The organism is Pararhodonellum marinum (assembly GCF_015354735.1).
Lineage (GTDB): Bacteria > Bacteroidota > Bacteroidia > Cytophagales > Cyclobacteriaceae > Pararhodonellum > Pararhodonellum marinum.
Window position 1 is genome coordinate 64,412 of the sequence record NZ_JACEFJ010000019.1, and the last position, 16,681, is coordinate 81,092.

The following is a 16,681-nucleotide window of genomic DNA, read 5'->3' on the forward strand; positions in this document are numbered from 1 at the left end:
AGATTGATTAGAAAGGGGAGAGGCAGGATTTAAAGGCCCATGTCCTTTTTCATCTGTGCCAATTCATCCTCCACCGATAAGTCCTCCAAGGCTTTCTTGAGCTTTTCCTCATGGGTGATGCTACTTTGGGCCATTTCCCCATAAGCTTGAGCCAATGCTTCATCCTGAGCCACCTTGTTTTTCATTCTTTCAAGCATAGATACTACACTTGTGCTGTCCATATTGGTCATCTGCTTGTTGATTTTTTGGGTTGCACTGCTGACTTTGATTCTTGCCCTCAAAGTGCCCAATTCATTTTCCCATTGGTGGATGCCGGCTTTGATCCGGTTCACATTTTGTTCCAGTGTGGCCACCTGCTTTTCAAGATTGCTCACTTCCTCTTTGATGAGCACGATCTCTTGGCTGATGCTGGCCTTTCTTCTTAGGTTTTCTTTGACCAAAGTGTCCGCTTCAGCACTGTCGATTTCACCTTGTTGGGCTTTTTTCAACAAGATCACAGATTTATTCTGTAGGTCTGTCTCGGTATTGAGGTGCTCATTGAGGTCTTTTGTCCTGCGAATGTGCATGGCTTTCACCTCAGCCAAAGCCTTCACAGCTTTGTCTTTGTTTTCGTTCATGTCCCGAAGCCCCTGCTCAATCATTTTGATAGGGTCTTCTAGTTTGTCAATGGCAGAATTGGTTTCCGCTTGTCCTATTTTGAATAATCTTCTTAAAACGTTCATGTTTGTACCGGTTTATTTTGAAAATGACAATATTTCGTTTGAATATTCAGAGAGCAATAGGCCCAGAGAATTGATGGTGCTCTCCAATTCTTTGAGGTCCAAGGTCTCCGCTTGCAATGTATTTCTGAAAATAACCTTTCGGCCGGTTTCATCCAATACAAATGCCCCATGCACAATGTCCCTGTTCTTGATCAGCAACTGCTTGTAGATGTTGGCTTCATCTTTCAGATCAAACAGGTACTGCTCAATGATTACTATGGGGGTGGCTACCCCGATCACCATGTTCTTGACCCCGATATCCTCGTTCTCGATGACCAATAAATTATCGGCCTCGTTTTCATATTGAATTACCGACCCAAGTTCCAAAGCAAATTCCTTTACGACTTTAAAATATTTATCCATAATTGACTTTTTAAAGTGTTTTTTTAAAAATGAACTATATTTAGATGGACTGTTTCACAATATTAAATATTTTTTTTAGTTATGCAAATAATATTAGCTATTTTTTGCTAATTTTATTTGCAATATTTATTACTTATCTTTACTGCCATGTCAAAATACGGAAAGAACATCAAAAAAATCCGCAGTGTAAGAGGCCTTACCCAGGCCCAACTCGCTGAAATGCTAGAGGTCAGCAGGGGTGTCATCAGTTCTTATGAAGAGGGAAGAGCCGAACCAAAAATCGAAACCATTTTAAAAACGGCTGAAGTTTTCCACCTCTCTACAGACATCCTACTTTCCAGCAATGTGACCGTCAATCAGTTGAGTGGATTTAATCTTCCTGATTTGTTAGGTAATCAGGAAGAAAAGTCTGTAAAACTTGAGGAACTTAAACTATCCTCTCATTTATTTCCTGAAAACATTTGTTTGTTTCCGAGTTATCAAATAAAAGCAAATCACTACCTTCAAGCAAATGACATCGTATTTGCCCTGCCTGCACAGCCTGTAAAGGAAAAACTGGTAGTAATGAAATTGGCTAGTGGATATGTGATTGGGAAAATAAAGGCTATCAAAGAAAAGCATATTACCTTGGATGATGAACAATATTCCAATGAGGAAATTTCCGATGTTTATGAAATCACCGGATTTTATAGTCCTTATTCGGATAAATCATCCTTGGAAAATAAATTGCAAGAGCTTGAAAAAAGGATAATAGAATTAGAACGACGGACAGAAAGCCAATAATTTTTGCATAGTTATTTTCAAGGTTTGCTATTTTTTTAACATATCATGGAATAATTATATGGGGAAAGCCATGTTTTGAAAAGCATTAATCACCTATAAAAAAAGGTTGACCAATCAACTTTAGGCTCGTTTCGAACCTGCTTTTTTCAAAGACTCCACGAATTACCAATCTCTTCCAAAGGCACACAACCCCTGTACTCTCCCGGAATGGGATCGTAGTTCAGATGGTTTTTGCCTATTTCCTCCGACGAGAAATAAGCCCACAAAGCCATCGATTTCAAAGAGCGGTAAAAACCCACCGGTGGCTGTTCTCCCACTGTGGTTCCCCAAACTTTCCCGTTGAATTTTGGAGATGACATTTCTGCTTTTTGCAAAGCCTTTATCTTGTCTTCCTCTTTTAAGTCGGTAAATACTTTTCCAAACTCGGCTTTGATGGCTGCATTGAACTGATCGATATCATTTTTCACCTTTTCCTGTGCTTTTCCATCGTAGGTTTTTGCAAAAACCGCATCCAAAAAGATATCCGTTTTCACATCCAATGCGCCAGGGGTGTCGGTTTTTGGAAGTAAGGTATCTACAAATGCAGATACAAATCGGGCTTGCTCTTCATTGAGGAAAAGTGGTTTCCAGTCCAGCCTGGATTGTTTGTTGCAGGATTGCAGTAGCGATAACAGGGTAGGAGTAGCTATAGCAGAACCAGCCAATACCAAGGTGTTTCTTAATGCGTTTCTTCTATTCATGGCTTAAAGATTCATTTTTTTCAATTCGGAAACCGCATGGTCAGCTGCCCTTGCTGTAAGTGCCATGTAGGTGAGTGATGGGTTGACACAAGATGATGAGGTCATGCATGCCCCATCAGTGACATACACATTTTTGCAGCCATGCACCTGATTGTTTCCGTTGAGCACGGAAGTTTTGGCATCTCTTCCCATGCGTGCAGTTCCCATTTCGTGGATGCCAAATCCGGGTTCATGTTGGTTGTCAAAATCAAGAATGTCTTTCAACCCGGCTCTTTCCAGCATTTCTTTGGCATCTTCCCTGATCTGCTTGTTCATGGCTTTTTCATTTTCCTTGAATTCCGCATCAATCGAAAGGGTAGGCTGTCCCCATTTGTCCAGCACGCCTTTGTTTAGGGAAACTTTGTTGTCATGATAAGGGAGGCATTCTGCAAATCCGGTAATGAAAAATTCCCATGGGCCCGGCTTCATCAACCGGTCTTTAAAGTCCGCTCCAAAATCATCCATATTGGCACCTGCGCCCCAGCCTGCACGGCCTGCACCGCCTTGGTAACCAAATCCCCTAAGGAACTTGTCCGATTTGGTTTGCTCATCCAAATTGACATACCGAGGAATATAAATGCCGTTCGGCCTTCTTCCACTGTAATATTGGTCTTCATACCCCTCAAATTTACCCATAGCCCCTACGCGGTAGGTATGGTCCATCAGGTTATGTCCCAATTCACCACAGTCATTGCCCATACCTTCCGGGAACCGGTTGGAGGTGGAATTCAGCAGAATCTGCGTACTGCTCAAAGCTGAGGCATTGCAGAAGACGACTTTTGCATAATATTCTATTTCCTCATGGGTTTCGGAATCTATGATCCTGACTCCTTTGGCTTTTCCCTTTGATTCATCATAGATGATCGATTGTACAATGGAAAACGGCCGGATGGTTAGGTTGCCTGTAGCGTTGGCAGCGGGTAGGGTGACCGCATTGCTGCTGAAATAGGCCCCATAGGGACAGCCTCTGTCGCATCGGTTTCTGTATTGGCATTTGCCTCGGCCATTGAGCGGTACGGTCAAGTGGGCTGCTCTGCCAATGATCAAATGTCTTCCCGGATAATCCTTTTCCAATCTGTTTTTGATATCCTTTTCGACACAATTCAGCTCCATGGGGGGAAGGAAGTGACTGTCAGGGAGGTGAGGAAGCCCTAAGGCTTCGCCGCTGATTCCGGCAAATTTCTCCACATAAGTGTACCAGGGTGCTAGGTCCTTGTAGCGGATCGGCCAGTCCACCCCATGTCCATCCTTTGCATTGGCTTCAAAGTCCAGGTCTGATAATCGATAACACTGCTTTCCCCACAAAAGTGATCGGCCACCCATCTGATGGGCCCTAACCCAGAGAAACGGTTTGACTTCTGTATATGGATTTTCCTGGTCATTGGCATGAAAATGCTCATTGGTCTCTCCAATGAAACCGGACCGAATCCCTTTATAATGCTTTTCTTGCAGCTCAGGACTGATTGAGCCTCTTAATTCCATGTCCCATGGGTCAAGGTTCATGGTTGGATAATCTTTTACATGCTCTACCAGTCGGCCCCTTTCCAAGACCAGGGTTTTCAATCCTTTTTCGCAGAGCTCTTTAGCAGCCCAGCCACCGCTGATGCCGGAACCTATGACTATGGCGTCATAAGTTTGGTTACTTTTTGCGTCTATGTTAAAATTTGCCATATAATTATTTCCGGAACAAGATAAAAAAAGTTGGGAAATTGATGCTTATCTGAAAATTTATTTCCATTAAAAATGGACATTTATCAACGTTCAACACCAATTTACCTCCCTTGGGTACTTTAGGAAAGGTTCCGATCCATGCTTTTTACCATGAAAAATGCAAATACTCCTTTTACCCATCCCCAATTTCCTGCAATCCTGTATTTATGGCTTAGTATTCAGTCGGCGTTGACGACTTTGCCTGCTGAATACATTTCAAACTTATGTTCAACATGAAAAAGTCATTGATTTTAACCTTGATGCTGTTTTTTTCAGCTGTTCTTATTTTACAGGCACAGGAATTCAAGTGGAAAAAACTCCAAACGGAAGCCTATCCGGGCAAACAGGATGACATTGCTTTTATAAATCCCCTTCAGGGTTGGTATGTGAATGGGGCCGGGAACATTTATCATACAGAGGATGGAGGAGTAAGTTGGGTCAAGCAATGGGAGAAAAAAGGTACCTTTTTTAGAACCATTGCTTTTGTGGATGAAAACATCGGATTTGCAGGGACAGTGGGTACGGACTATTTCCCGAATGTAAGTGATACCATTCCCCTTTATGGCACCCAAGACGGTGGCAAATCCTGGCATCCGGTGGCTTATTCCGGTCCGTATGTCAAAGGGCTATGTGCCATCGACATCGTGAGGGAACAATACATCAATCATGGCAAGACTGATTACAAAGTCCACCTCTTTGCGGTAGGAAGGGTGGGAAGCCCCGCCAATTTGCTGGTTTCCCATGATGGGGGAGCCACTTGGACCTCACAAAGTCTGCAGGAAAGCGGCAAAATGCTTTTTGACATCAAAATGTTTGATAAAAATACCGGGATCGCCTGCAGTGCAAGTGATGAGGACATCAGCAAGTCTAACGCCTTGATTTTGAAAACCATTGACGGAGGAAAAACCTGGTCGAAAGTCTATCAGTCAGACCGCCCATTGGAAATCACCTGGAAGGCCAGTTTCCCCACTGAGCAGATTGGCTATGTGACCATCCAATCCTATGATCCCAACAATACCCAACAAAGGATCGCCAAAACTACAGATGGCGGTAACACCTGGAAAGAAATGGATCTCTGGGAGGATGCAGGAGCAAGGGAATTCGGGATTGGCTTTATCGATGAACTGCATGGGTATGTGGGAACGGTAAACAGTGGTTTTGAAACCCGGGATGGGGGGATGACATGGGAAAAAATTGACTTGGGCATGGCCTGCAACAAGATTCAAATCTACAAAGAAGAACAAAAAACCTATGGATATGCCATCGGGGTGGATGTGTTCAAATTGACCGCTGAATAAAACCTAAAGAATAAAATAGACCCAATTTAATTTTTTTTAGCAAGTTGCTTTTCCCAAGGAAGGCGGTCGGTTGATTGTATCAACTGACTGTTCTTTTTTCTCTCTATTATATGGATTGAAAAATCAGGGTATTATTTCCTTCAATGCTGCCTTTAAAAAGGCCGGTTTGTTCACGGCATTCATGATCCTTAAATCCGACCACAAATGGCTGTCTTCATCCAAGAAACCCAGAACCACTGAGGGAGGGAGTTTGCTGAACAAATCGTTGAATATGGTCCAAGCTGGGATCTTTTGGTCTTTCAATACGCGCAAAAATATCGAATCAAATAATTTGAATTTGGGTATCAGAGATGTAGTCCCGTGGAGTGGGTCTCTGTGAAGGGCAAGGTTGTTTACGATGGTTTGGCAGTATTTCTGAATAAAGCGGAAGGTATAGCCGGTGGAGGGCTTTGAATTGCCTCCGGCGGTACCGATATTGATGATGTGTTTTCCTTTCCTTTTTGCCAGTTTGGCATTGGACATGGGAATGATCCCGAATTCCCTTTCCTTAATTTCAAAATCCTTGATGCCCATTTCCTTGCTGATGTAATTTTGAAGAAAGACATCATAGGCATCCTTTTCCAACAAAGTCTCACTAAAAAGGGTATACTCAATTAGGGCATAAGTCGGGCTCAGGGGTAGGATATAAATAAAGCTGCACCCATCGGTCTGTGGAATCCTGAAGTCCATCATCACCGGTTTTTCAGGATTGAATTGTTCTTCCTTTGTGCTGATGTACCAGCCTTTAAAATGTTGCAATAGGTGGCTGGAGGAGGGTTTTATGTCAAAGGCATACATCACACTGTTGAAAATGTATGAGGCTTTATATTGCCCATTTTCAGTATTCACCCTGTCTTTATCCATAACTGTGACCTTATCGAGCAGGAACGTTACATTGGCATGTTCCTTAATCAATCCATGGCCATAATGGTAAAAATCCCTGCTTCTAAGCAATTTATACTGGTACGGTCCTATGTCCATCAGCTTGCTGAATGCAGGAGAGTGGAAATAAAGTCGGCTCCACTTTTTGGTCAAAAGGGATTCAAAGGCTCCTGCTTCTTTTTCCCAAAAACACCAGGTCCTGTCATTGGCGTTTTTTTCGGATTGATCGATCAGCAGGATCTTTTTGCTACGGGTCTTGGGCTCTGCCAATAAGTAATGAAGAAGACTCAGGCCAGAAGCCCCTGCACCCAAAATGATATAATCATAGTCTTTTTTGATCTCCGTCATTGACCCGTGAAATTAAGATTTAATTGTGAAAATAAAACCGGCACCGACATCAATGGGAAACTGATGGGGACGAAAAAGGTTAATCTGCGCAGGGTAAAGTTTTACATATCCCCGTTATTTCTACAGCCAATTTTCAGTATTTGAATGGTGAAGAGTTGTTTCAGCATAGCAAAATCAAGGAAACAGGCTTCACAGGCTTTTCCTTACAGCAAGTAATCACATTCAATAGGTCAATTCTACTGATTTTCTTTCCTGATTCATATCCCAAAACTTCTCGGCAAGTATTTGCGGTGAATGGGTTTTGCTATCGGGGGACACCTCGCCTGATACCGTTAAAGTTCCCACATAAATTCCTTTGCTTTTTAAAGCATCATGAAGTTGAAAAGCCATGCTTCTGATTCCCGCTTTGCTCAAGGAAATGGATCCCATGGCAGCATTGGGGTATTTGGATGTGCCACCCCCTGTCAATAGGACAGAGCCCTGATTGGCTTGCAGATCCGCTAAAAGCGCTTTGGTGGCCTCTAAGGCGTTTGCTACGCCGATAAGAAAACTTTTGGAGAGGGATTCTGCAGACTCCTCCAATAAAGGGATCATCCTGGCATCGACTGCATTGTAATGAAGGACATGGATCTGGGGCAATTTTTCTCTCAGTTTACCCAATGCGGTCAAAAGCTGAGAAGTATCGGATAAATCGGCAGTTTCGAACTCGGATTTTATTGCTGCCTTAGAAAGTAATTTTTGGTATTGACCCAGTTTATCGGCATTCCGGCTGATCATCCCGATCTGATAGCCTGCCTTGCCAAAGCGTTCTGCCATACCAAAACTGAGTCCGGGCCCCATTCCAATGATGATCATCGTTTTTTTCATAGCACAAGAAAAGTTTGATTTAATTTTTTCGAAATTATCGATACAAAAGCCAAGTTAAAGTTCCGAAAGGTCATTTCCAACCAACTTTTTAAAATTATATTTTATGGAAATAAGTCTGTTTTTTTCTGCAGGAGAAAATTTAAAACACTGCTTCTTTTGCCAGTTTTAAGGAATTGTTAAAAATCCGGATAGATGTGTTTTATTTTAGGAGAAAGAAAATTTCGAATTTTAACCATAGCAATGGGTTTGGTCTGTATTACTTACTTTTTTGGATAAAATTTTATAACTTAAGCCATCGGAAAATCCAAAATTGACCCCACTGATCTTTCTGTGAAACGCTTATACTGCTGGAAAATTCACAGATTATTGACGAATAATATATCCAATCTATAAACCTCACCCGTCATGACCACATCTTTTATTCTGAATGGCAAAAAAGTCGAAGTGACAGCGGCATCTGATGCCAACCTGTTATGGACACTGAGAGAAAGACTCCAGCTGACAGGAACCAAGTATGGCTGTGGGGCTTCTTTTTGTGGCACCTGCACGGTGCACTTGGAAGGAAAGCCCATCAAAGCTTGCGTAACCCCCTTGTCAGCCGTGGAAGGCAAAGAGGTATTGACCATAGAGGGGCTGTCCGAAAACAGGTCCCATCCGCTTCAAATTGCTTGGATAGAAGAACAGGTGCCTCAATGTGGCTACTGTCACTCGGGGCAAATCATGCAGGCAGCCGCCTTGCTCAAAGCAAACCCCAATCCCAGTAGAGAAGAGATCCTCTCCCACATGAATGCAGTATTGTGTAGATGCGGAACTTATCCCAGAATTATGAAGGCCATCGAAAAAACCATCCAAAATACCTGATCATGGAAACGCCAATCAAAGAAAATAAAATATCAAGAAGGAAATTCCTGAAGAGAGGAGGAGGGATAACCTTCCTAATTGCAGCGGCAGGGGTTCCGGTATGGGGATTGCGAAACCATGAAAAAGAGACCAACCCTGGTCAAATTACCGCTTGGGTGCATTTGGATGAAAACGGCACGATTACCATTTATAATCCCGCTGCGGAAATGGGACAAGGTACCATGACCGCTTTGGCGGCCATTGTGGCAGAAGAAATGGATGCAGACTGGAGCATGGTCAAAATTATGGATGCACCTGTAGAACCTGAGATCTACGGTATAGGCTGGGGAGGCGAAAGAGGAGGTAGCATGCTTACAGTAGGAAGCCGTTCAGTCAGTGGCCATTACAGAAATCTCCGGCAATCCGGCGCACAAGCCCGGTATGTGCTGCTGCACAATGTGGCCAGAGAGTGGAAGGTGGATATCAAAGAACTTACTACCCAAGAAGGCCATGTGATACATAGCAAAAGCAACAGGAAAATATCCTATGGCGAGATCGCTGGATTTATCCAATTGCCGGAGGAGTTGCCCGAAATTCCTGAAAGTGAATGGAAAGACCCCAAGGATTTCAGGTTGATAGGCAAGGAATTCCAGAGAAAAGATATTCCTGAAAAGGTTGATGGAAGTGCCGTTTTCTCCACAGATATCATGGTCCAAGATATGGTTTACGGAGTAGTATCCCGCTCCCCGGTCAATGGATCCAAGCCTGAGTTGAAAAATGAATCCGAGATAAAAGCCTTGGATGGCATGCTGGGTGTTCTGATGCTGGACCATGGGATCGGATTGGTGGCGGACAGCATGGAGTCCGTGCTCAAAGCGAAAAGAAACTGTCAGATAAGCTGGAACGGAAATCCCAAAGCCCTGGGTCACAACAGTAGGGAAGCATACGAGGATTACAATAAGATGGCGGAATCCGACAGTTCAGGTAACATTATTACCAGTTCGGGGAATTTGCGTAACGAATTGAGCCTATCAGATAAAATCATCAAAGCAGACTATAAAAACGATTATGTCTATCATGCCCAGATGGAACCGCTCAATGCTGTGGCCCATGTGAAAGCGGACAGAGCGGAAGTTTGGGCAGGAACCCAGGCTGCAGATGGCACCAGAAAGGCCATTGCCGATCATTTAAAAATTCCTCTGGAGTCGGTCAAGCTCCACACCTGTTTTTTGGGTGGTGGCTTCGGGAGGAGGTCTATGACTGATTATGTTCTGGAAGCGGTGGACTTGTCCAAAGCCATGGGTCGTCCTGTGAAGTTGCAATGGACCAGGGAGGATGACATTCAATTTGGTGCATTCAGACCCATGTCTCTTCAGTGCATGGAGGCAGGCATAGACCAAAAGGGTAAAATCAACGCATGGAGGCATGTGGTCGTCGGTACGGGTGGAGGTCTGCTTGGATCTGGAGCGGACATCCCATTTTATGACATCCCCAACAAACACATTGAAGTGAGAAACATAGACCATGGCATCCGAACCAAACATTGGCGGGCAGTGGGCCATGGGCCAAATAAATTTGCCATAGAAACCTTTTTGGACGAAATAGCTGTAGCCCAAAAACTTGATCCATATCAGCTGAGAAGAGAGCTGATGAAAAACCACCCAAGGGCGCTTAAGGTTCTGGATACTGCAGCAAAAATGGCTGATTGGGGAGGCAAAGTGCCTGAAGGAAGGGCTAGAGGCATTGGCTTTGCCGAAAGAAGCGGGACTTTGGCTGCCGGGGTCTGTGAAATATCTTTAAACAGAAATACGGGAAAAATCAAAGTACATAAAATATGGGGGGCCATGGATGCCGGTGTGGTGGTCCATCCCCAAAATGCCAAAGGTCAGATGGAAGGTGCTTTGGTGATGGGACTGTCCAGTGTGCTCAATGAGAGCATAACCTTTAAAGATGGCCGTGTGGAACAATCCAATTTCAACAATTATCCCCTGCTGAGGATGGAAGATTCACCTGAGGAAATAGCAATTGAAATCATTCCTTCGACCGAACCCCCAGCGGGAATAGGGGAGGCGGGTCTGCCGTTTATGGGTGCGGTGGTTTCCAATGCCTTTGCTTCATTGACCGGAAAGCGACTCCGACACATGCCCTTTACACCGGAGAAGGTGAAGGAAGTATTGGCCTCTTAAAATTAATCGAAAGCAAACTAAGTCCGGCTTATCGTGGTCTGAAAATAAAGATTCTTTGTGATGTCAAAAAATATAACCGAACGTTTTTTAACTTGTAAATGGGTTTGGTTCCGTTCAACTTTTAATGATCAATCGAATCCGTTCATGATACTTTTATGATAAAAACCATCTCGACCCAAGTCGCCCTTTTATTGCAAAATAAACCGGAAAGAAGAAATCTGAAGCTGCTGTTTAAATTTGTGATGGCGCTGGTGGTGCTGGTGGTGATTTTTTCCTTCATTTTTCACCTCCTGATGCTCCGAGAAGGGCGGACTTTTTCTTTTCCGACTGGATTTTATTGGACCTTAACCGTCATGTCTACGCTGGGTTTTGGAGACATCACCTTCAATTCTGACTTGGGTAGGATGTTTTCACTGGTAGTACTGTTGTCCGGTATGCTTTTTTTGCTGGTGATGTTCCCCTTTACCTTTATCAATTTCTTTTATTCTCCTTGGATGAAAGCCCAGGAACAGGCCAAAGTTCCCAAAGCTTTGCCCGATGATATAGAAGGTCATGTCATTCTGACCCGTTTTGGACCGGTGACAGAAGCGTTTATCAAAAAATTAAACCGCTACCACTACCCCTACGTGGTGCTGGTACCTGATTTGGCCGAGGGTCTACGATTGAGAGAATTAGGAATCAAAGTCATGTTGGGAGACTTGGATGACCCGGACACTTACCGCAAACTGCAAATCGGTAAAGCAGCCATGGTGGTCACTACCGAAACGGATGTCATTAATACCAATGTGGCTTTTACCGTGCGGGGGTTAAGCAAAGATGTGCCCATCATTTCTTCCTGTAATGCTGAAGCTTCCGTGGATATTTTAAAGTTGGCCGGAAGCAACCACGTGCTCCAACTTGGTGAAATCATGGGGCTTTTTCTTTCCAGAAGGGCCAATGCCGGGGATGCCCGTGCCCATGTGGTCGGCCGTTTTGAAGAATTGTTGATTGCTGAAGCTTTGGTCACTGGATGTTCACTGGTAGGTCTAACACTAAAGGAAACTAAACTGCGTCAGGAAATCGGTGTCAGTGTGGTGGGGATTTGGGAGCGGGGCAAGTTCCAGGCCGCCCACCCCGATACCCTGATTTCACAAAGCACCGTTTTGGTTTTGGCTGGTTCCGCTGCCCAAATAGATCTTTACAACCAAACCTTTGAGGTTAAAACAAGCTTCAGTGCGCCTGTAGTAATCTTAGGCGGAGGAAGGGTAGGCCGGGCAACAGGAAGGGCTTTGCTTGCGCGAAATCTGGATTACAGGATTGTAGAAAAAGACCCCCTTAGAGTCAGGGATAATTCCAAAACCATTGTAGGGGATGCTGCAGAATTGGAAGTTCTGAAGGCAGCAGGAATTGATGATTCACCCTGCGTGATCATTACCACACATGATGATGAAGTAAATGTATATCTTACTATATATTGTAGATTATTAAGACCTGATATACAAATCATTACAAGATCTACATTAGAAAGAAATTTAAGCAATATGCACCGTGCCGGGGCTGATTTTGTGATGTCTTATGCCACCATGGGAGCCAATACCATCCTCAACCTCCTTCAGCGAAGCAATGTACTGATGGTGGCTGAGGGACTGGATTTGATCCGTGTCAGGGTACCCAAGCAGCTTTCAGGGAAAACCATTGCAGAATCATCCATCAGAAAAGAAACCGGATGTACCATCATCGCCATCCACACGGGAGAAGGCATACAGATCAATCCAGAGCCGGATATGATTCTGACAGAAGATACTGAAATCATCCTGATCGGCACCGTCGCCTCCGAAAATGAATTTTTTAAGATTTACGGCTCAGATTAAAAGGTAAAAACCAAAAGATAAAAGGGAACTTAACCGTTCCCCTCATCCGCACTCGGGCCATAGCTCCCCGGAATAGGCACTTCCAACAATCGCAGGTAAACACCCAGCTGGGCCCTGTGATGAATGATTTGGCTGATCGACATCCTGAGTACTTCCCATTTGGTTTCAGTGCTGTAAACCACTTCGCCTTCACTCAAAGTCCACATTTCCTCCAATTTGTCTAGTTCGGCATTTTCTAAATCCCTTCTTCCGGATTCTAAGACCTCTTCAAAGTGTTCCAAAAGACTTTTCGTATCCGTATACTCAGTGGGTTGGTAAGGATTTTCTGAAAAATCCAACCCATCGGTATGCAAAGTCATCCCTATCCATCCAGGGAGTTCGATGATGTGGTTGGCCAACCTTTTGATGGTCATGCTTTTGGGATGGGGCTGCCAGTCGAATTTGCCCTCAGGGATCCTTTCAATCATTTTTCTGGTGGTGATGGCTTCTTTTTCCAATTCTTTCTGAAAAGCTTCTATGATGTTCATGGCTTTGTTTGTTTTGTTTGGTACAAAGAAAAAAGCCATGATGACAACCCTATGTCAGGAGGGAATGGGATTTTTTATTTTTTCCAACATGATCTCCAACAGCTCCTGCAATCTTTCTCTGAGACTTACTGGTTCCAACACCTCCCATTGATCCCCCATCATCAAAAGCCAACGGGCAAATCCTTCCAAATGGCTGCTCATAAAAGTCATGTGATAGTATTCCTCATACTTTTCCTGCAAGACGAAACCTTGGTTGTACCGCTGGTTTTTGATGTATTTGTAGGAGGATTTTGGTACCTTGATCACCACTTTCTCCAGATTCTCCTCCTGTTTCACTTGATCCAAATAAGCCTGCAGGGAGGGGTGCCGGTCTGAATAGGTTTCTTCCAAAGTGTGGATATCAGAGATTCTGTCCACCCTGAAGTTCCGATAGGCTTTCCTGAGTTTGCACCAGGCGATCAGGTACCATTGTTCAAAAGCGAAATAGACCCCGATAGGCTCAATTTTCCTTTCGGTCAACTCTTCTTTATCAAAAGAAATGTAGGTCATGTTCAAGATTTTCTTTTCCGAAAGGGCATTTAGGATGGTCTGAATACGGTTTTTCTTTCCCCAATCTTTTTCGGAATTATGCGGTCGGAAGGCAGCTATCTGATCATTGAGGTTTTCGATCAGGTTTTTCTCGTCCAACCGCAACACAGACTTGATTTTGATCATGGCAGATTGCAGGTGTGCAGCACCTTCTTTGTCCATGATTTTTTCCAGGATCTTCTCCGCCATCAGGAAGGCCATGGCTTCCTCTTTGGTAAACATCACAGGAGGCAATCGATAACCTTCCACCAACGAATAACCAAAACCCGCCTCTCCGATAATGGGAATGCCAGCCTCTCCCAAGGCCCTCATGTCCCGATACACCGTTCTCAGACTGATATCAAAGCGATCTGCAATTTCCTGCGCCTTAAGCAATCTTTTGCTCTGCAACTGCGTCAAAATGGCGGTCAGCCGGTCAATTCTATTCATGGGACTGCTGGATAGTGGACAAGTATATAAAATTGTAAAACTTATGGGTAAGGTCAAAATATTATGCTGTCAACCCACCTGTATATTTTGTAAAGAATGCTTGTTGTCGGGGTTGTCCAGTTGTCAGGTTACCGTAAAACAGCATAACAGAAAACTGGATATCAGAGGAAAAGCTTGAGGTAGGATAATTAGAATAACGGAAAAACAGGAAACGGAATATCAGAAGGACAGTGAAGGGGTTGAAGCTGAAAGCTCAAAGGTGAAAGCTGAAAGCAGAGAAACAGGCTATCGGAAAAACAGAAAAAAAGAGGTTCAGAGGAAAGCTCGAAGTAGATAATCAGAATAACAGAAAACTGAATAACAGAAAACAGGATATCAGAGGAGAAGCTCAAACCAGGGAAAACAAATCAGTAGGAAGAAGGAAGTGCTGTAGGCACGAACGATGTAATAGCCCGGTAATTTATTGCCGGGATTTGGAAGCAAATAGTAAAGAAAAGTGCCGTAGGTACGACAGATTTTCTACGAACAAGAGGATGGAAAGAGAGGAAAAGCTTGAAGTAGGATAATTAGAATAACGGAAAAACAGGAAACGGATCATCAGAAGAACAGTGAAGGGGTTGAAGCTGAAAGCTCAAAGCAGAGAAACAGGCTATCGGAAAAACAGAAAAAAAGAGGTTCAGAGGAAAAGCTTAAACTAGGGAAAACAAATCAGTAGGAAGAAGGAAGTGCTGTAGGCACGAACGATGTAATAGCCCGGTAATTTATTGCCGGGATTTGGAAGCAAATTAGTAAAGAAAAGTGCCGTAGGTACGACAGATTTTCTACGAACAAGAAGATGGAAAGAGAGGAAAAGCTTGAAGTAGGATAATTAGGATAACGGAAAAACAGGATAACAGAGGATAAGCTCAAAGGTGAAAGCTGAAAGTAGTTTATCAATTAGACCAAAAAACAGGGCAACAGAAAAAGCGCGAAGCTGAAGGACTTAAGCGGAGGTCCGAGGCAAAAAGCCAAGATACTCCGTAAATCGCAACTCACAATTCATACCTCGTAAATCGTAAATCGTACCTCTCAAATCCCTTTTCTTTTTGGATGACAGGACGCAAAAGGCCATAGTTCGCTCTATCAAAAAAAATCCCCCCTCCTGACATAGGGCTGTCACTGAGTAGTAGTTTCTTTGAGATATGTTACATCCAAAACCAGAAATCATGAAAACAACAACCGAAATCAGCACATCCCCATTGATGACCTCCGACCAACTGTTGGCCCACTGGCAAGGGCATAGGCAATTGACCAGAAGGGTCATCGATGCTTTTCCGGAGAAAGATCTTTTTCATTACAGCATAGGCGGAATGCGGCCATTTGGTGCAATGGTCAATGAATTGTTGGCCATTGCCGTGCCTGGATTAAAAGGAATCGCCAATGGGCAATGGGAATCCTTGAATGAGGACATTGAGGTGGATGAAAACAAACCCAAATTACTTGGACTTTGGGATCAAACAACCTTAGACATCGATCATTGGTGGGCAAAACTTGATCCCAATGGCTGGCAGAATACAGTTTTGACCTTTGGTCAATACGAGGGAACAGTGCTGAACAGCATCCTTTATTTTATCGACAATGAAATCCACCACCGGGGACAGGGATATGTTTATCTCAGAAGTCTGGGCATAGAACCACCTTATTTCTGGGAGCATTGACTCTTTTCCATTCAAGCATCCCGGGTTGTACCGGGATGTTTTTTATTTAAGTGAAAACCGATTTTTTTTCTCGCCAATACCAAGCCCAATAACCCTATCAATAAACAGGTGCCAAACCAAAAAACAGGATCATAGCGGTCTCGGGCCAGCCTGTAGATCAAGGTAAACAGAAAAAGCAAGAAGCCTAAATAGACCCAAACAGGCTCATCCTCAAGTCGGTTTTTTTCTTCAGGAAATGCAGGGAGATTGACCAAAACCCTTAAGCTGTCCCAATGCCAGACCAGTAATCCAAGGTTAGCCAGCAGCATCATACCTGTTATCACAGGTGTGTAGGCAAAATCCATAGAAAGGGTAATCACAAATACATTGAGCACAATGGGGAAATTGACCACAGCCCCCAATCTGGCAAAAAATTGAGTCATCAATAGGAAACCCGCCAACAGTTGACCCCATCCGAGAAACTGCCAATACAAACCGGTCTGATACATGGTCTCGAAAAAATGGAAAGGGGTACCGAATGGTTCATTTTCAGCACTGAGTGTGGTAAATCTTCTTCCTTTAATCTTGATCACACTGGCAAAAACAAAGCCGCCCCCCAAAACAAACCGGGTGTAAATAACAAAAATTTGGGCCCAGATCTTTTGTTTGAGTTGTTGCATAAAGTGTTTTGGAAACTAATGCATGAAGTTAGTGATTGTTACATTTTTCGGGAAAAGATTTCAAGAAGGTTGAAG

15 protein-coding genes are annotated in these 16,681 nt (G+C 43.7%); 6 read left to right on the forward strand and 9 right to left on the reverse strand.

From position 1 onward, the window contains the following. Positions 1 to 29: 29 nt before the first annotated feature. On the reverse strand, positions 30 to 722 hold the full coding sequence (locus tag H1A14_RS21955) for a PspA/IM30 family protein (protein ID WP_194778462.1): 693 nt from the start codon (positions 720 to 722) through the stop codon (positions 30 to 32). 12 nt (positions 723 to 734) lie between these two features. Next, entirely contained in the window at positions 735 to 1,124 is a 390-nt protein-coding gene (locus H1A14_RS21960; RefSeq protein ID WP_194778463.1) for a type III secretion system chaperone family protein, read from the reverse strand. A 147-nt stretch (positions 1,125 to 1,271) separates the two neighbouring features. Here H1A14_RS21960 and H1A14_RS21965 point away from each other — a divergent pair, with 147 nt between their 5' ends. Continuing rightward, positions 1,272 to 1,907, forward strand: coding sequence for a helix-turn-helix domain-containing protein (locus H1A14_RS21965; protein ID WP_194778464.1), 636 nt, complete (start codon positions 1,272 to 1,274; stop codon positions 1,905 to 1,907). Positions 1,908 to 2,053: 146 nt separating this feature from the next. Here H1A14_RS21965 and H1A14_RS21970 read toward each other — a convergent pair whose 3' ends face one another. Both H1A14_RS21970 and H1A14_RS21975 read right to left on the reverse strand, forming a co-directional pair. Further along, positions 2,054 to 2,647 (reverse strand): gluconate 2-dehydrogenase subunit 3 family protein, encoded by a 594-nt coding sequence (locus tag H1A14_RS21970; protein WP_194778465.1) that lies wholly within the window; start codon positions 2,645 to 2,647, stop codon positions 2,054 to 2,056. 3 nt (positions 2,648 to 2,650) lie between these two features. Further along, a complete protein-coding gene (locus H1A14_RS21975) occupies positions 2,651 to 4,357 on the reverse strand; it encodes a GMC oxidoreductase (RefSeq protein ID WP_194778466.1) in 1,707 nt (568 codons plus the stop codon). Positions 4,358 to 4,629: 272 nt separating this feature from the next. Between H1A14_RS21975 and H1A14_RS21980 the strand changes: the two genes are divergently transcribed. Further along, entirely contained in the window at positions 4,630 to 5,694 is a 1,065-nt protein-coding gene (locus H1A14_RS21980) for a WD40/YVTN/BNR-like repeat-containing protein (RefSeq protein WP_194778467.1), read from the forward strand. Between the two features lie 123 nt (positions 5,695 to 5,817). On the opposite strand, the gene H1A14_RS21985 is transcribed toward H1A14_RS21980, so the two are convergent. Both H1A14_RS21985 and H1A14_RS21990 read right to left on the reverse strand, forming a co-directional pair. Next, a complete protein-coding gene (locus H1A14_RS21985) occupies positions 5,818 to 6,963 on the reverse strand; it encodes a lycopene cyclase family protein (protein WP_194778468.1) in 1,146 nt (381 codons plus the stop codon). Between the two features lie 222 nt (positions 6,964 to 7,185). Next, positions 7,186 to 7,830 carry an SDR family NAD(P)-dependent oxidoreductase gene (locus H1A14_RS21990; RefSeq protein WP_194778469.1) on the reverse strand — a complete coding sequence of 215 codons (645 nt, stop codon included), beginning with the start codon at positions 7,828 to 7,830 and terminating at the stop codon, positions 7,186 to 7,188. Between the two features lie 405 nt (positions 7,831 to 8,235). Between H1A14_RS21990 and H1A14_RS21995 the strand changes: the two genes are divergently transcribed. From H1A14_RS21995 to H1A14_RS22005, 3 genes are all read left to right on the forward strand, one after another. Continuing rightward, complete coding sequence (locus tag H1A14_RS21995) at positions 8,236 to 8,691, forward strand: (2Fe-2S)-binding protein (RefSeq protein WP_194778470.1); 456 nt, start codon at positions 8,236 to 8,238, stop codon at positions 8,689 to 8,691. 2 nt (positions 8,692 to 8,693) lie between these two features. Next, positions 8,694 to 10,856 (forward strand): xanthine dehydrogenase family protein molybdopterin-binding subunit, encoded by a 2,163-nt coding sequence (locus H1A14_RS22000; RefSeq protein ID WP_194778471.1) that lies wholly within the window; start codon positions 8,694 to 8,696, stop codon positions 10,854 to 10,856. A 155-nt stretch (positions 10,857 to 11,011) separates the two neighbouring features. Further along, positions 11,012 to 12,706 carry a potassium channel family protein gene (locus H1A14_RS22005; protein WP_228527920.1) on the forward strand — a complete coding sequence of 565 codons (1,695 nt, stop codon included), beginning with the start codon at positions 11,012 to 11,014 and terminating at the stop codon, positions 12,704 to 12,706. 29 nt (positions 12,707 to 12,735) lie between these two features. Here the strand turns inward: H1A14_RS22005 and H1A14_RS22010 are convergent, their stop codons facing one another. Next, positions 12,736 to 13,233 (reverse strand): DinB family protein, encoded by a 498-nt coding sequence (locus tag H1A14_RS22010; RefSeq protein ID WP_194778472.1) that lies wholly within the window; start codon positions 13,231 to 13,233, stop codon positions 12,736 to 12,738. A 54-nt stretch (positions 13,234 to 13,287) separates the two neighbouring features. Next, a complete protein-coding gene (locus tag H1A14_RS22015) occupies positions 13,288 to 14,250 on the reverse strand; it encodes a helix-turn-helix transcriptional regulator (protein ID WP_194778473.1) in 963 nt (320 codons plus the stop codon). A 1,205-nt stretch (positions 14,251 to 15,455) separates the two neighbouring features. Between H1A14_RS22015 and H1A14_RS22020 the strand changes: the two genes are divergently transcribed. Next, complete coding sequence (locus H1A14_RS22020; RefSeq protein WP_194778474.1) at positions 15,456 to 15,947, forward strand: DinB family protein; 492 nt, start codon at positions 15,456 to 15,458, stop codon at positions 15,945 to 15,947. Positions 15,948 to 15,958: 11 nt separating this feature from the next. Here H1A14_RS22020 and H1A14_RS22025 read toward each other — a convergent pair whose 3' ends face one another. Beyond that, positions 15,959 to 16,606: a hypothetical protein gene (locus H1A14_RS22025; protein WP_194778475.1), complete on the reverse strand. Its 648-nt coding sequence runs from the start codon at positions 16,604 to 16,606 to the stop codon at positions 15,959 to 15,961. Between the last annotated feature and the right edge of the window lie 75 nt (positions 16,607 to 16,681).

Excerpts from the sequence above, each read along its gene's own strand:
- H1A14_RS21965 (WP_194778464.1), top strand. The coding sequence starts at position 1,272 with ATGTCAAAATACGGAAAGAACATCAAAAAAATCCGCAGTGTAAGAGGC.
- H1A14_RS21995 (WP_194778470.1), top strand. The coding sequence starts at position 8,236 with ATGACCACATCTTTTATTCTGAATGGCAAAAAAGTCGAAGTGACAGCG.
- H1A14_RS21975 (WP_194778466.1), bottom strand. The coding sequence starts at position 4,357 with ATGGCAAATTTTAACATAGACGCAAAAAGTAACCAAACTTATGACGCC.
- H1A14_RS21980 (WP_194778467.1), top strand. The coding sequence starts at position 4,630 with ATGAAAAAGTCATTGATTTTAACCTTGATGCTGTTTTTTTCAGCTGTT.
- H1A14_RS22010 (WP_194778472.1), bottom strand. The coding sequence starts at position 13,233 with ATGAACATCATAGAAGCTTTTCAGAAAGAATTGGAAAAAGAAGCCATC.
- H1A14_RS21985 (WP_194778468.1), bottom strand. The coding sequence starts at position 6,963 with ATGACGGAGATCAAAAAAGACTATGATTATATCATTTTGGGTGCAGGG.
- H1A14_RS21970 (WP_194778465.1), bottom strand. The coding sequence starts at position 2,647 with ATGAATAGAAGAAACGCATTAAGAAACACCTTGGTATTGGCTGGTTCT.
- H1A14_RS22020 (WP_194778474.1), top strand. The coding sequence starts at position 15,456 with ATGAAAACAACAACCGAAATCAGCACATCCCCATTGATGACCTCCGAC.
- H1A14_RS21955 (WP_194778462.1), bottom strand. The coding sequence starts at position 722 with ATGAACGTTTTAAGAAGATTATTCAAAATAGGACAAGCGGAAACCAAT.
- H1A14_RS21990 (WP_194778469.1), bottom strand. The coding sequence starts at position 7,830 with ATGAAAAAAACGATGATCATCATTGGAATGGGGCCCGGACTCAGTTTT.
- H1A14_RS22000 (WP_194778471.1), top strand. The coding sequence starts at position 8,694 with ATGGAAACGCCAATCAAAGAAAATAAAATATCAAGAAGGAAATTCCTG.
- H1A14_RS21960 (WP_194778463.1), bottom strand. The coding sequence starts at position 1,124 with ATGGATAAATATTTTAAAGTCGTAAAGGAATTTGCTTTGGAACTTGGG.
- H1A14_RS22015 (WP_194778473.1), bottom strand. The coding sequence starts at position 14,250 with ATGAATAGAATTGACCGGCTGACCGCCATTTTGACGCAGTTGCAGAGC.
- H1A14_RS22005 (WP_228527920.1), top strand. The coding sequence starts at position 11,012 with ATGATAAAAACCATCTCGACCCAAGTCGCCCTTTTATTGCAAAATAAA.
- H1A14_RS22025 (WP_194778475.1), bottom strand. The coding sequence starts at position 16,606 with ATGCAACAACTCAAACAAAAGATCTGGGCCCAAATTTTTGTTATTTAC.